Source organism: Hyphomonas sp. BRH_c22, from assembly GCF_000961795.1.
GTDB lineage: Bacteria > Pseudomonadota > Alphaproteobacteria > Caulobacterales > Hyphomonadaceae > Hyphomonas.
Genome location: NZ_LADU01000029.1, coordinates 1 through 12,393, shown reverse-complemented (window position 1 = coordinate 12,393; position 12,393 = coordinate 1). Strand labels below are relative to the sequence as shown.

12 protein-coding genes and 1 pseudogene are annotated in these 12,393 nt (G+C 64.1%); 8 read left to right on the top strand and 5 right to left on the bottom strand.

Annotated elements, in window-relative coordinates:
• The 3 genes and pseudogenes from VR74_RS04205 to VR74_RS04195 form a co-directional block, all read left to right on the top strand.
• A pseudogene (locus VR74_RS04205) lies at positions 1-355 on the top strand (COQ9 family protein); the annotation flags it as partial.
• A 230-nt stretch (positions 356-585) separates the two neighbouring features.
• Positions 586-921 (top strand): DUF2794 domain-containing protein, encoded by a 336-nt coding sequence (locus VR74_RS04200; protein ID WP_045694664.1) that lies wholly within the window; start codon positions 586-588, stop codon positions 919-921.
• A gap of 104 nt (positions 922-1,025) precedes the next feature.
• The gene (locus VR74_RS04195) at positions 1,026-1,361 is read left to right on the top strand and encodes a hypothetical protein (protein ID WP_045694662.1); all 336 of its coding nucleotides are present in this window, start codon (positions 1,026-1,028) and stop codon (positions 1,359-1,361) included.
• A 2-nt stretch (positions 1,362-1,363) separates the two neighbouring features.
• Here the strand turns inward: VR74_RS04195 and VR74_RS04190 are convergent, their stop codons facing one another.
• Both VR74_RS04190 and VR74_RS04185 read right to left on the bottom strand, forming a co-directional pair.
• Positions 1,364-3,052, bottom strand: a complete 1,689-nt coding sequence (locus tag VR74_RS04190; RefSeq protein WP_045694661.1) for a VWA domain-containing protein — start codon at positions 3,050-3,052, stop codon at positions 1,364-1,366.
• Between the two features lie 95 nt (positions 3,053-3,147).
• Entirely contained in the window at positions 3,148-5,034 is a 1,887-nt protein-coding gene (locus VR74_RS04185) for a DUF885 domain-containing protein (protein ID WP_299949569.1), read from the bottom strand.
• A 104-nt stretch (positions 5,035-5,138) separates the two neighbouring features.
• Here VR74_RS04185 and VR74_RS04180 point away from each other — a divergent pair, with 104 nt between their 5' ends.
• The 4 genes from VR74_RS04180 to VR74_RS04165 all read left to right on the top strand — a co-directional run bounded on the left by VR74_RS04180 (position 5,139) and on the right by VR74_RS04165 (position 10,083).
• Positions 5,139-5,933 carry a SapC family protein gene (locus tag VR74_RS04180; protein WP_045694659.1) on the top strand — a complete coding sequence of 265 codons (795 nt, stop codon included), beginning with the start codon at positions 5,139-5,141 and terminating at the stop codon, positions 5,931-5,933.
• A gap of 87 nt (positions 5,934-6,020) precedes the next feature.
• Positions 6,021-8,189 carry a thioredoxin family protein gene (locus VR74_RS04175; RefSeq protein ID WP_299949567.1) on the top strand — a complete coding sequence of 723 codons (2,169 nt, stop codon included), beginning with the start codon at positions 6,021-6,023 and terminating at the stop codon, positions 8,187-8,189.
• A 45-nt stretch (positions 8,190-8,234) separates the two neighbouring features.
• Positions 8,235-8,879, top strand: coding sequence for a redoxin domain-containing protein (locus VR74_RS04170; RefSeq protein WP_045694657.1), 645 nt, complete (start codon positions 8,235-8,237; stop codon positions 8,877-8,879).
• Positions 8,880-9,102: 223 nt separating this feature from the next.
• A complete protein-coding gene (locus VR74_RS04165) occupies positions 9,103-10,083 on the top strand; it encodes an alpha/beta hydrolase (RefSeq protein ID WP_299949565.1) in 981 nt (326 codons plus the stop codon).
• Positions 10,084-10,086: 3 nt separating this feature from the next.
• On the opposite strand, the gene VR74_RS04160 is transcribed toward VR74_RS04165, so the two are convergent.
• The 3 genes from VR74_RS04160 to VR74_RS04150 all read right to left on the bottom strand — a co-directional run bounded on the left by VR74_RS04160 (position 10,087) and on the right by VR74_RS04150 (position 11,781).
• Positions 10,087-10,692 carry a TetR/AcrR family transcriptional regulator gene (locus tag VR74_RS04160; RefSeq protein ID WP_045694656.1) on the bottom strand — a complete coding sequence of 202 codons (606 nt, stop codon included), beginning with the start codon at positions 10,690-10,692 and terminating at the stop codon, positions 10,087-10,089.
• 13 nt (positions 10,693-10,705) lie between these two features.
• The gene (locus VR74_RS04155) at positions 10,706-11,128 is read right to left on the bottom strand and encodes a nuclear transport factor 2 family protein (protein WP_045694654.1); all 423 of its coding nucleotides are present in this window, start codon (positions 11,126-11,128) and stop codon (positions 10,706-10,708) included.
• A 155-nt stretch (positions 11,129-11,283) separates the two neighbouring features.
• Positions 11,284-11,781, bottom strand: coding sequence for a hypothetical protein (locus VR74_RS04150; RefSeq protein ID WP_299949563.1), 498 nt, complete (start codon positions 11,779-11,781; stop codon positions 11,284-11,286).
• 198 nt (positions 11,782-11,979) lie between these two features.
• On the opposite strand from VR74_RS04150, the gene VR74_RS20490 reads away from it, so the two are divergent.
• Entirely contained in the window at positions 11,980-12,306 is a 327-nt protein-coding gene (locus VR74_RS20490; protein WP_299949561.1) for a hypothetical protein, read from the top strand.
• Positions 12,307-12,393 lie beyond the last annotated feature (87 nt).

Below are 12,393 nucleotides of genomic sequence, written 5' to 3'. Positions count from 1 at the left end.
ACACCGCGAGGCGGTCCGGCGCGCTGCGGCCCGCGGCTTCCTGCCCTGGAGCGCAGGCCCGGCTGTCCAGCGCACCTGGTCGGTCGCCGACATGGTGTGGACGGCCGCAGGGGACACGGCGACCGATTACAACCGCTATTCCAAGCGCGGCCTGCTCGCCGCCACGATTCCCGGCATCGTCATGTACTGGCTGGACGGCCCCGATCCGGCTGATCTCGACGCCTATATTTCCCGGCGTCTGCAGCAGGCCTCCGGTTTGGGCAAAACGGCCGGAAAACTGGTCACGCCCGTGCTGGATGCGTTCAAGGCGGTCCGGCCCGGCGCAAAGCCGTCCGAACGCGGACAGGGGCATTGATTTGAGAGGGGGAGGTGTCGGGCGAAAGTTGATCAAGCGCCCCAGGGGGCTGGGGGGGCTGATGGGTCCGGGGTGCTTGGTATACACCTCCGCCCGACACCTAGAAGATGGCGGGCGCCGGTGTTCCACGCAAGGCCAAATAACGGCATTTTCGCCCCATTTGAATTACAATGCGTTTAGGCGACTACAGATTTGCCCACTCGCCCCACACGCGAACAAAAAAGGATGACATGAGCGATACATTTTCGCGCAAGATCGCGCCTGATTCCAAGGTGGCTTTCCAGAAAGCCGAGATGCAGCCGATCCTCGATGTCTATGGCCGGCTCGTGGTGGCGGGCGAGGCGCGCGACTATGCCATCGGCATGGAACGGGACGTCGCCATTTTCGCCATCTTCCGGCGCCATGCCGAAAACCCGACCTGGCGGATCGAAAAGGAACCGGCGCTCGCCAACCGCCAGGGCCAGTATGCCGTGTACGGTTCCGCCGGCCAGATCCTGCGCCGGGGCCGCGAACTCAAACAGGTTCTGCGCGTCTTCGATACCCGTCGTTTCACCGTGGTTAAATAGACCCGTTCAATTCACGCCGATTGGTTAACCCCCTGTTAACCAAAAAATTCTTGCACGTTCTTCTGGAACATATTAGGAACAGAATATCAGAACGGAGCAGGAACATGGGTATTGCAGTCAGCTTTCGGGGACGGTCAGGCAAGGCCTGGGAATTCAATCGCATGGCGCCGGACGGGCCATGGGCACGCTGCCCCGGCGTGGCAATTTTCGCCGCCCCGGACGCCTATGGATGGCGCCTCATCCGGGTGATTGAACTGACGGGACGCCCGCACGACCTCCAACCCATCTGGGCCCTGGCAGAGGCCGAGCGTTACGGCGCGAACGCCGTCTTCCTCGCCCACGAATTCGACGGCGCGGCGCGCAAGCTGATGGTGAACGACATTGAAGAAGGCTTCAGCACCGTCTGCTTCACCGACCATTCCCGCCGGATCGCGGCCTAGCCCTATTCTTCCCGGGCAGGCCGGTTCAGTGCGGCCTGCGCGTCGGCTGTCTCAGCCAGCCGGGTCAGCTCGATAAACTCGGCGCGATAGCCGAATTCATCCTTGCCCTTGGCGCCCGCCCCCAGCGTTCGGATTGCCTCCCATCCGAAACCGGTGCCAAGGGCGTCTCCGCCTTTCAGCATCTCGCCAAAGCCTGCCACGGCCATGGCAAAGCGCGCCCATTCAGGCGCCTCGTCCACACTGGCAACACGGTCCTTTCCGGTCACGGGATAGGTCAGCAGTTTCGACGTGTCGGCGCCCGGCGCCTTGTAGCGCAGCTTCACGAAGGCATATTCGCCCTGCGTGCTGCCAGCCTTGGCCGCCTCGCCATAACGCAACGGATCGATCTGCGCCGCATCCGAACCGGTCGGCGTAACCTCATAGATTGCCGTCACGCTCGTGCCTGCGCCAATGTCGCCGGCATCCATCTTGTCATTGTTGAAATCGGCGCGTTCCAGCATCCGGGTCTCGTAGCCGATCAAGCGGTATTCGGCGATGCGCGCCGGATTGAACTCGACCTGGATCTTCACGTCATCCGCAATCGGGAAAATATTCCCGGACAGGTCATCGGCCAGCACTTTGCGGGCCTCGCTCAGCGTGTCGATATAGGCCGCCGTGCCGTTACCCTTCTGGGCAATCTTCTGCATCATCGCGTCATTGTAATTGCCACGTCCGAAGCCCAGTACGGACAGGTAGATGCCGGTTTCCCGCTTGCGCGAGACAAAGTCTTCCAGCTGTTCCGGGTCGGAAATGCCGACATTGAAATCGCCGTCGGTCAGCAGCATCACGCGGTTGACAGCGTCTTTCTTCAGCTCCTGTTCGGCGAGGGAATAGGCCAGCCGCAGGCCTTCGCCCCCGGCCGTCGAGCCACCGGCCTGCAGGTCTTCCAGCGCCGCGACGATTCGGCGCTTCTCGCTCACCGGAGTCGGCGCCAGGATTTCGCCCGCCGCGCCCGCATAGACGACGATCGCTACCGTATCGGTCGGCGCCATCTCTTCCAGCATCAGCTTGATCGCCTGCTTGGCCAGCGGCAGCTTGTCCTCGGAGAACATGGACCCTGACACGTCCACCAGCAGCGTCAGGTTGACCGGCGGCCGGGCGTCGCGGTCAATGTCACGGCCCTGGATGCCGATCTGGATCAGGTCGCGCCCCGCATTGAAGGGCGATGGCATCATCGTCACCTGCGTCGCAAACGGGTCGCTGCCCGCATCGGGCTGGGGATAGTCATAGTCGAAATAATTGATCAGTTCCTCGATCCGCACCGCGTCCTTCGGCGGCAGGCTGCCGCTCTTGAGGAACCGGCGCACATTCGCATAGGCGGCCGTGTCGACATCAATCGAGAAGGTCGAGACCGGCTCTTCACTGGTCAGCTTGACCGGGTTGGCGTCGACATCCTCGTATTCGTCCCGGAATTCCGGTTCCGGCTGGACCTGCTGCATCGGCATGCTGCGCGCCAGCTGGCCGCCCGCCGCACGCCCTGTCACGACGATACCGTCCATCTCGGCTGCAGGCGCCGGAGGCGGCGGGGGAGGCGGCGGCGCAACAGGCGCCTCTGCGATAACCGTCCCGTCATCCGCGCCGCTGTCCGTGGTGCATCCTGCCAGAAGCGCTGTTGCAGCCACGCTGGCCAGTATCAATCCGCGAAGTCTCATGGTCGTCCCTCCATTATGCGTCCTTGCTGCCAGAATGGCGCAGCAGAGGTGGCGGGAATAGGGCGGACTTCGGATTGTTTGGAGATTTCTTCAGATTATTCCGACCGGTCGACCTGCGCGCCATACCAGTCCTCGACATCCTGTTCGAGAATGTCGAGCGGCCGCGGACCGCCAGCCAGGATGACTTCATGGAAGGCCGCCCGGTCGAATTTCGGGCCGAGAACGCGCTCGGCCCGCTCGCGCAGGTCGAGGATGCGCTGGCGCCCCACCCAATAGGCCGCCGCCTGTCCGGGCCAGACCACATAGCGGTCAACTTCCTGCGCCATGGCCGTTTCCGGCTGGCCGGTGACCTGGGTCATGTAATCGACCGCCTGCTGGCGGCTCCACCGCATGCGGTGCACCCCGGTATCGGTCACCAGCCGTGCCGCGCGGAACAGCATGGATTGCAGATAGCCGATCCGCCCCAGCGGGTCATCGTCATACAGGCCCATGTCATCCGCCAGCGTCTCGGCATAGACGCCCCAGCCTTCGCCATAGGCCACATTCCAGATCATCTGCCGGGCCAGCGGCAGGTTCGCCCGCTCGGCGGCAACCGCGCTTTCCAGGTGATGGCCGGGTACGGTCTCGTGGTAGACCAGTGTTGCCAGCGTGAAGTCGGGCCAGTCTGCCATGCTGGACAGGTTGATCTCGAACAGGGCAGGCGCCGAGCCATTGGCGGGCGCGGCATTGTAGAACGCGGCCGGGGATGCGCTTTCCAGGAAATCCGGCACGTCACGGATCGCGACCCGCGTCTTCGGCAAGGACGGGATCTCGCCGGCAAGCTCGGACTCCGCCTTCATTTCCAGCTGGCGCAGGCGGTCCAGCAGGGCGGCGCGGCCTTCGTCACTGTCCTCGTAGATTTGCCCCGGCATCGCCGCCAGCGCCTGCAGGCGCTCGGCGACCGTCCCTTCGGCAAAGCCGGCCTCGGTCAGCGCGGCATTCAGCTCATCGGTCAGCGCCACCACTTCGCGCTGGCCAAGCGCATGCAGCTCGACCGCACTGACATCGTCATATGTAAACGCCGCGAGCGCGGCATCATAATAGGCATTGCCGCCCGCCAAGTGCCAGACGCCCGGATCGGACGGCGCCCGTGCCGACAGCGCAATCAGGTCGTCGGCAAAACGGGTATAGGCGGGCAGGATGCCGGTCTCGACCAGTTGCCGGGCCCGCGCGGCCAGTTTCGCGCGCTCGTCTTCTGACAGGTCCTCCGGTCCGCCCAGCAGGCTGTCCAGCGTGACCACAAGGATATGCTCCTGCGCCGTTCCGGCGCCCATCTCGGTGGCCAGTACGGCCATGCGCCGCAGGATGAAGTCCGGCGGAATGATTCCGGCCGCGGCGTCCGCGTTGAGCCGGCGGCGCTCATCGTCAATCGCATCGGGCAGGGCGCCGAGGCGCGAGACGTAATTGCGCGCATCCTGCGCCGTCAGCACGGGGTGCGCCCGCGTCATCAGTTCCGGCACGTCGATATAGGCGCCGCGCATCTGGTCGGCGACATAGGGATAGGCCACGCCCAGCCCGGTCTGGCCATGCCCGGCCACGAACAGGCTTTCGGCAGTCTCGTAGGCCTTGATCAGGGTTTCCAGGTGGCGCGCCTGCGGGCTGCCGGGCGCCGGCTTGGGCGCTTCGGCCAGCGCCTGCAGCATTTCCAGCCGCGAGACACGCACCCGCTCATAGGTCGCCTGCGACCGGTCGGTCAGGTAGCGGTTGAACTCATATCCCACGGCCTTTTCGCTCAGGCCCAGCCGCGTCGCCATTTCCGGGTCGCGGGCCAGCTCCGTCTGCGCCAGTGTCGTCATCAGCTGGTCCACCTGCCGGGCAATCCGGCGCGGCGTTCCGGCATCATCGACAGACGGCGAACAGGCAGCCATGCACAGGGCCAGCGACAGGCCCCCCAGCCCGGCTTGCACGCGGGGATTGGAACGGATCAGTCGTTGGATGAACATGACGTATTTTTCACCTTGTCTTCGCTGTAGTTCAAGCTGGTTCGGGTGTTGTGGCCAGCCTCTATTTCCGGTAACGCTCCGCGCAACAATTCAGGAGCCCACACGTGAACACCACACAGCAAACTGGTGGCCAGTCGCCGCTTACCGGCCAGGTCCTCTTCTATCAGCAGCCCCAGCCCCTGTCGCCGGAAGATCATGGCGGCCTCGGCGTCAAGCAGATTCCCGAGCCCTTCGGCTTCCTGCGCCAGGCGCACGCCGTGCCGGTCACGGTGACCGAATTCGGTCTCGCCGCCTCGTCCTATCCGATCATTTTCGTCGGCAATGACCGCACGCCCGTCGCCGTCATGGGTGTCCGCCAGGGCCAGAACCTGTTCGTCGATGAGCAGGGCCGCGTCGGCGAGGACCATTACGTCCCGGCTTTCGTGCGCCGCTATCCGTTCGTGTTCGCCGCGGACGACTCCTCCGACCGCCTTGTCCTGTGCGTTGACCGGGCTGCGCCCATGGTCTCCAACCAGCCGGAAGTGCCTTTCTTCGAAAATGGCCAGCCGTCCAAGTTCACCAATGATGCCGTTGAATTCTGCAAGGAATTCGAGCGCCAGCGCCGCGCCACGGCCGATTTCGTCAAGATGCTGATGGAACTCGACCTGATGGAACAGAAAACCGTCGCGTTCCAGCCACGCGACAACCAGGGCAACCCGATCGGCGACCAGCAGAAGATTGCCGATTACTACGCCATTTCCGAAGAGCGCCTGAACGCCCTTCCGGACGCCAAGTATCTTGAGCTGCGCAACAATGGCGCTGTGGGGGCCTGCTATGCCCACCTGGTCTCGCTGCTCAACTGGCCGAAAATCATCCAGCGCGCGGTTCGCCTGTCGCCGCCGGCACCGCTGAACGCCTGATCCGTTCAGATGGACAGTTTAAAGGGCGGCTCCTCGCAGGGCCGCCCTTTTTCTTTGTGGTGCAGGCCGCTCGCGGCGCGTTCACGAATGAGCGAGGTACTTCATTCCTGCGCCATTCGCAGGCATATGGTCGGCTGTCCCGATGAAAGCCTCCTGATGATCCGTCTTCTTGCCAGCCTGTTTATGACCGTTTTGCTCGGCGCGCTTGCGCCTGCCGCTGCTGCGCCTGTCGATGGCGGCCATGCCCGCGTCGAGCTGATTGCCGAACGCAGCGCTGTCATGCCCGGTGAAACCATCATGGCCGCCCTTAAAATGGAGATGGAGCCGGGCTGGCACGTCTATTGGCGCAATGCCGGTGATGCCGGCCTGCCGCCCCAACTCATCCATCGCGATACCAGCACGATACCCGGCGGCGCCATTGGCAGTTTCATCTGGCCCATCCCGGATCTCCTGCCCGTGGTCGAGGGCGAGATCATGGACTATGGCTACAGCGATCAGGTCATCCTGGCCTTCCCGCTGATGATCCCGGCAGACGCGTCCGGCCAGCTCCGGCTGGATGTCCTGGCTGACTACCTGATCTGCGAAGACATCTGCATACCCGAATCCGCCGAAGTCTCGCTCACGCTTGATGTCGGCGAACCGGTGCCAAACCCCTTGCATGGCACGATGATTTCCGACTGGATCGCTAGGGCGCCCACCGCCTTTGCCGGCGAAGCCCGGCTCGACACATCGGCTATGCCCTGGAAACTCAGCCTGCGCGCACCCGGCCTCACCCGCGACGCCGCATTGCGTTTCTTTCCCTTTGCTCACGACATCAGCCACCCGGCCGGACAGCCCGCCAGTTTCGGCGCGGATGGCGCAACCCTCTCCCTCACACCGGCCGGCCCCGACATCCCGAATGGCCCGCTCGAAGGCGTTCTGGTCATCGAACAGCCGGGCGGCACACGCGCAGGCTACGAACTCTCCGCCGCACACGGCGCCGCCTTCGGCAATACGGCCGGGCTTGCCGCAATCGGCTCCGGCAGGTCCGGGGCAGGGGGCAGCGCGGCGGGTCTCCTGACGCTCGCCTTTTTCGCCCTGATTGGTGGCCTCATCCTTAACCTCATGCCCTGCGTCCTGCCCGTCCTTTCGATCAAGGCCATGGGCATGGTCTCGGCGGCTGCCAGCGGCCACGCCAGTGAGCTGCGCAGCCATGGCCTCTGGTACACGGGCGGTGTGCTCGTCTCCTTCGCTGTCCTCGCCGGTGCCATCATCGCGGTGCGCGCGGCAACCGGTTCGGCCACGCTGGGCTTCCAGCTCCAGAATGCGCCGACCGTCGCCATTCTCGCCCTCATCATGTTTGCCATCGGCCTCTGGCTCATGGGCCTGTTCGAACTCGGCACGTCGATCCAGAACACCGGCAGCACCCTTGCCAGCCGCCAGGGCGCCGCCGGGGCCTTCTTCACGGGCGTACTGGCCGCTGTCGTCGGCGCGCCCTGCCTTGGTCCGTTCCTCGGCGCGGCGCTTGGCGCGGTGATGGGCCAGTCTGCTGCTGCCATACTCGTCGTCTTTCTCGCCATGGGCCTTGGCCTCGCGCTGCCTTTCCTCCTCCTCAGCTTCATGCCCGGCCTGCAGCGCCTGCTGCCCAAGCCCGGCAAGTGGATGGAAACCCTGAAGCAGTTCTTCGCCTTCCCGATGTTCCTGACAGCCGCCTGGCTGCTCTCGGTGCTCGGCGCACTCGCAGGCCATGGTGCCGTCGCATGGACCGTTGCCGGCGCGACCGCCATCGTCTTTGCCATCTGGCTCGCCCGGCGCGGCGGCAACTGGGCCCGTGTCGCGGCTGCAGCCGTTCTCGCCGCCAGCTTTGCCTATCCGGCCGTGCGCGCAGCCGCGCCCGGCGCCATCGAAGGCACGCCCACGGCCTATGCGGCCCGTTTCGAAACCGAAGCCTGGAGCCCGGAACGTGTCGCGGAACTGAACCGTGAAGGGCGCCCGGTCTTTGTCGACTTCACCGCCACATGGTGCGCCACCTGCCAGCTCAACAAGCTCACCACGCTGAAGACAGATGCCGTGCAGCAGGCCTTTGCCGACGCCAATGTTGCCTTCCTCGTAGCAGATTTTACCCGCAAGGACCCGGTCATCGCGGCCGAACTGAAGTATCGCGAGCGGGCCGGTGTGCCAATGTATCTCTGGTATCCCGCCGGTGCGAGCGAGCCGGACATTCTGCCGGAAATCCTGTCTAAAGACCTTGTGATTGGACTTCTCGGCCCGGGTTGAGCCAGACTGCCATCGGAGGGGAAGCAGCCAACAAGGAGACTGTTCATGTTCAGCCGCCGCAATCTTTCACTCGCCGCCGGCATGGCCGCCGCTGTCGCCCTGACGGCCGGCGCCTTGATTGCCTCGACCGCCGATGCCAGCCCGCTCGTCACGCCCGGCGAGGCTGTGCCCGGCTTCACCGGCACCAATTCCCATGGCCAGCCTGTGTCGCTGGCAGACTTTTCCGGCAAGACAATCGTCCTCGAATGGACCAATGACGGCTGCCCCTTCGTCCAGAAGCACTACGCCGCGCCGCCATCCAACATGCAGACGCTGCAGGCCGATGCCGCCGCAGATGATGTCGTCTGGCTCTCGGTCATCTCCTCGGCCCCCGGCAAGCAGGGCCATGTCACCGGCGATGAGGCGAACGCGCTGACCCACGACCGCAGCGCCGCGCCCGCCCATGTCCTGCTCGACACTGCAGGCCATATCGGCCGTCTCTATGGCGCCAAGACCACGCCGCATATGTACGTTATCCGCGCCGACGGCACGCTCGCCTATGAAGGCGCCATTGACTCCAAGCCGTCGTCCCGCGTCGATGATATTGAAAGTGCCACCAATTACGTCCGTGCCGCGCTCGACAGCGTCGCCGCCGGAGAGCCCGTCGCGGTTGCCACATCCAAGCCCTATGGCTGCTCGGTGAAATACTGACAGGCCAGATGACCCCAATGTCCCGTTGTTCCAAGCGCTCATCCTGAGCGAAGTCGAAGGACGGGCGCGGGCTTCCGATTCACGCCGCCCCTGGGCTCTCCTTCGACTTCGCTCAGGATGAGCCCCTCTTTCCTTGGGCGCCTTACACTCCCATCCCCGGCGTCAGGCTTGCCTTCATCCCCCTCCCATTTATGACAGGGGTGTCAGGTTAAGAGGATAGGCCATGAGTTCAGGTGCCGATGGGATCGTGCGCGACCAGCCAGCGGAAATGCCGTCCGAGGGCGGCCCGCTGCTGGAATACAAGGGCGCCGTGCCGCCGGCGCCTGACTGGTTCCAGCAGGCCGTCGCCACGCCCTATGAGACCCATTCCGTCGAAGTGAAGGGCGCTCAGGTCCGTTACCAGTGCTGGGGCCAGCGCGGACGTCCGGGCCTGCTGCTCGTGCACGGCAATGGCGCGCATGCTCATTGGTGGGATTTCATCGCCCCCTATTTTGCCGAGCACTATAATGTCGCCGCGGTCACCTTTTCGGGCATGGGCGACAGCGACTGGCGCGACACCTATGACATGGCCACCTTCGCCGCCGAGGAAATCGCCGTGGCCGAACATGCCGGCCTCTTCGATTCCGACGTGAAGCCCATCATCGTCGCCCATTCCTTTGGCGGCTTCGTCACGCTGGTCACAGGCGCAGAGCATGGCGACCGTTTCACCGGCATGGTCATCGTCGACAGCCCTGTGAACCCGCCCGAGCGCCCCCATCAGGGCCCGCCGCGCTCCGGCCGGCCCAACCGCGTCTATGACGATCTCGCCAGCGCGCTTGGCCGTTTCCGCCTCGCGCCGCCGCAGCTGTGCGAGAACCATTACGCGATGGACTATATCGCCCGGTGGAGCCTCAAGAAGGCCGATGGCGGCTTCACCTGGAAATTCGACCCGTCGATCTGGACCCATTTCAAGCCCAATGACGCCCCGGCGGACATGCTCAAGGCCGCCAGATGCCGTATCGCCATCATCCGCGGCGAGGAGAGCGATCTGATGCCCGATGATGTCGGCGACTACATGCGCAAGCTGCTCGGCCACCAGGTGCCGTTCATCTCCATCCCGCATGCCCGTCACCATGTCATGCTCGACCAGCCGCTCGCCTTCGTCTCGGCCCTCCGCACCCTGATGGCCGAATGGGACCATTCAGAGCCCCACCGCAGCATCTGACGGTCAGGTCCGGGCAGCCGCCACAAGCGCGCGGATCATCCAGCGCCGCACATCGTCGGCCTCCGCGTCGCCCACCTGCAGCACGTCGCGGAACACGATCCTCGCCTCGATGCCGAACACCAGCGCCAGCGCGGCCGTCAGCCGGGCAAGCTGGCGGGGTGCCATCTCTGCGCTGGCCGGCGCCAATGCGGCCTCGATCAGCTGCGTCCGCCGGTTCTGCCGCGGCGGGATGTCGTCATCCGCGCCGTCCGCGATGCTTCGCTCCAGCGACTTTGCCAGCATCAGCCGCAGTGGCATCTCGTTGGCGGCGAGCATGGACTTCATGACCTCGTCGATCCGGTCGAGGCGTGCCACGGGGTCGGGCGGGGACGCGTCGTCAAACACGTCATCCGGTTCCGGCAAAGTGAGGTCCAGCGGTGCCTCGATCAGCAGCGCATCCACATTGCCGAAATACCGGTAGGCCGTGGCGCGCGACACCAGCGCCTCCTCGGCCACTTCCTCAAGGGTCGGCTTGCGGCCCTGCTTCATCAGCCGTGTGGCCGCCCTGAGCAGTTCGCGCCGCGTGCGGCGTTTCTGGTTGGAGCGGATTGTCGCGTCGGCCTCGGTCATGCGGGTCCTAGTCTCAATCCTGCGGAAGTTGCTGGAGGATCGCGGCGAGATCGAGCCAGACATTCTCGCGCGCAATGGCGCCGTCGCGGGTGAATTCCATCACGTGCAGAAGGCGGAAGGCTAGCGGACGGCCACGGCCCTCCAGCCCGAACGGGCAGCCCGTGGCACGCCCGCGCCAGAGCGATTCGTCGACCAAGAAGTCCTCGCCATAATACCGGCGCAGGCTTTGCGCCTCGCCGTCCGACAGGTCGCCGAACAGCGTTTCGTAAAAGCTCCGCGCCTGCTCGCGGCCGTGGACAGGCCCGGTCGGCCAGCCGACCACGTCATGTTCGGCGTCCTCCGCCAGCGTCGCCAGCACGCCGTCAATATCGTCGCTTGCCTCGAAGCTGAAATGTTCGTCGATCGCCCGGTCCATCTGTTCCCGTGTAAGTGCCATCGCCCTGGTCCTTTCATTCGTCATACGAGCAATGACGCGGAAAGTAATGAGACAAAAATCTCATGTCAAGAAAATAGTCTTGTAACTGGATTCAATTCGTCCCAAAAAAAGACGGGCGCGAAGGCCCGCCTCTTCGTTCTCGATCCTGATGATGCCTAGTCTTTGAAGTTGAGCTCCTGCAACAGGCTTGTACCCATGACTTCGCGGAATTCCGCGCGGTCCAGGTTTTCGGATACGAGTTGCGCCGTCGATGCTTGAGCCCATGCACGGAAAGCTTCGCCTTGGGCTTCCCCCTCGGGTCCATTGGGAAGGCTTTCCATGACGGTGATCAGGTACATGTCCGGCTCGCCCGAGCGATTGTGATAGTTCGACAGAACCTTATAATCCTTGATCCAGCCTTTCGACTTCGCAAATTCCTGCGACGCTCTCCATCTGTCAGCCAGATGGTTTGCATAATACAGGCCGCCACCAGGTTTGATGTCAATTCCAGTGACTTCCCAGAAATCTCCGCTGGTGAGCGGGTATCCATCGTCCTGTGCAGAAGCTGCAGGTGCGACTGTGGCAGGCTCCTGTGCCATTGCCGATGTCGCGCATCCAGCCAGCGCGATTGATGCTGCTATTCCGGCGGTCTTCAGTGAACTCAGTATATGCATTGCGTCCTCCCATAACTTCTTGTGTGTGGAACAATTAACACAAGTTAACCATTTCGCCTATGGCGTTTCGTAAGTCGAAAGATTTCCCGTAACAGGTGTATCTTCATGCTGCGAAGCCAGACCGCAATTTCGTCCGCTGCCTGTCTGACAGGTGGGTCTCTTTCCAACCTGAAAGATATCTGTGGCAGGCTGTAAGGCATGACCCTGATGCCTTCCTCGCCCTTCCAGTCACTCATCCTCGTCACATGGCGCCGGGCAGACTATCTGGTGCTCGCCATGGTCTGCGCGCTCGGTCTCGGCCTGACGCCGTGTAAGCCTTTCCTTACGCGCCGTGTCCGTGCCCGGCTTGCGTCAGACCTGGCCCGCCTTGAGGCCCTCGTCCGCCGCCTGCTCGTGCTGAAGGTGCTGGAACGCCCGCTGCCGCCGGTTGCGCCCCCTAAGGCCAGCCATGGTCCGGTCAGTTGGCCGGGCAGGGGCCATTCCGGGGCCGCGCCGTCATCTTGCCATTCCCGCTTTCCGTCTTGACGAGGCCGCCCCGCGCGCCGCTGCAAAACAGCCGCCGCCGCGCCGCCCGTCCGGCCTCCTGCGCCCGCGCATCCTGTCGCTCGACCA

Bases quoted from the DNA above. Each gene is read 5' to 3' on its own strand.
- VR74_RS04200 (WP_045694664.1), top strand. From the start codon at position 586: ATGAGCGATACATTTTCGCGCAAGATCGCGCCTGATTCCAAGGTGGCT.
- VR74_RS04195 (WP_045694662.1), top strand. From the start codon at position 1,026: ATGGGTATTGCAGTCAGCTTTCGGGGACGGTCAGGCAAGGCCTGGGAA.
- VR74_RS04190 (WP_045694661.1), bottom strand. From the start codon at position 3,052: ATGAGACTTCGCGGATTGATACTGGCCAGCGTGGCTGCAACAGCGCTT.
- VR74_RS04185 (WP_299949569.1), bottom strand. From the start codon at position 5,034: ATGTTCATCCAACGACTGATCCGTTCCAATCCCCGCGTGCAAGCCGGG.
- VR74_RS04175 (WP_299949567.1), top strand. From the start codon at position 6,021: ATGAGCGAGGTACTTCATTCCTGCGCCATTCGCAGGCATATGGTCGGC.
- VR74_RS04170 (WP_045694657.1), top strand. From the start codon at position 8,235: ATGTTCAGCCGCCGCAATCTTTCACTCGCCGCCGGCATGGCCGCCGCT.
- VR74_RS04165 (WP_299949565.1), top strand. From the start codon at position 9,103: ATGAGTTCAGGTGCCGATGGGATCGTGCGCGACCAGCCAGCGGAAATG.
- VR74_RS04160 (WP_045694656.1), bottom strand. From the start codon at position 10,692: ATGACCGAGGCCGACGCGACAATCCGCTCCAACCAGAAACGCCGCACG.
- VR74_RS04155 (WP_045694654.1), bottom strand. From the start codon at position 11,128: ATGGCACTTACACGGGAACAGATGGACCGGGCGATCGACGAACATTTC.
- VR74_RS04150 (WP_299949563.1), bottom strand. From the start codon at position 11,781: ATGCATATACTGAGTTCACTGAAGACCGCCGGAATAGCAGCATCAATC.
- VR74_RS20490 (WP_299949561.1), top strand. From the start codon at position 11,980: ATGACCCTGATGCCTTCCTCGCCCTTCCAGTCACTCATCCTCGTCACA.